The 258-nt window shown below is 67.4% G+C and carries 1 pseudogene; it reads right to left on the bottom strand.

The features are described from left to right. Positions 1 to 258, bottom strand: a pseudogene (locus G5A07_RS21455) (hypothetical protein); the annotation flags it as partial.

Genomic DNA, 258 nt, shown 5'->3' with positions numbered 1-258 from the left:
CGGCTGAGCAGCCCGCGGTAGAGCAGGCCGAGGGCTTCCCGTGGTTTCTCGTTCCAGAGCCGTTCGGCGTTGCCGGCGATGTCGTCGGGCAGGCTTTCCGGACTGAGATCGAGGCCGAACATCACCGTCGGCGCTTCGCGGCGGGCCCGTTGCGGCAAGCCCAGGTTGCCGACGAACAGGCGCAGCCATTCACGGTAGCGCCAGACCAGCAGGAACACCGCGCTGAACAGCAGCGCCCAGAGCAGCACTTCGATGACC

Origin of the sequence: Stenotrophomonas sp. AS012628 (assembly GCF_010608305.1) — a bacterium.
Classification (GTDB): Bacteria; Pseudomonadota; Gammaproteobacteria; order Xanthomonadales; family Xanthomonadaceae; genus Stenotrophomonas; species Stenotrophomonas geniculata.
The sequence above is the reverse complement of the archived record's forward strand: the minus strand, read 5'-3'. Positions and strand labels throughout refer to the sequence as shown.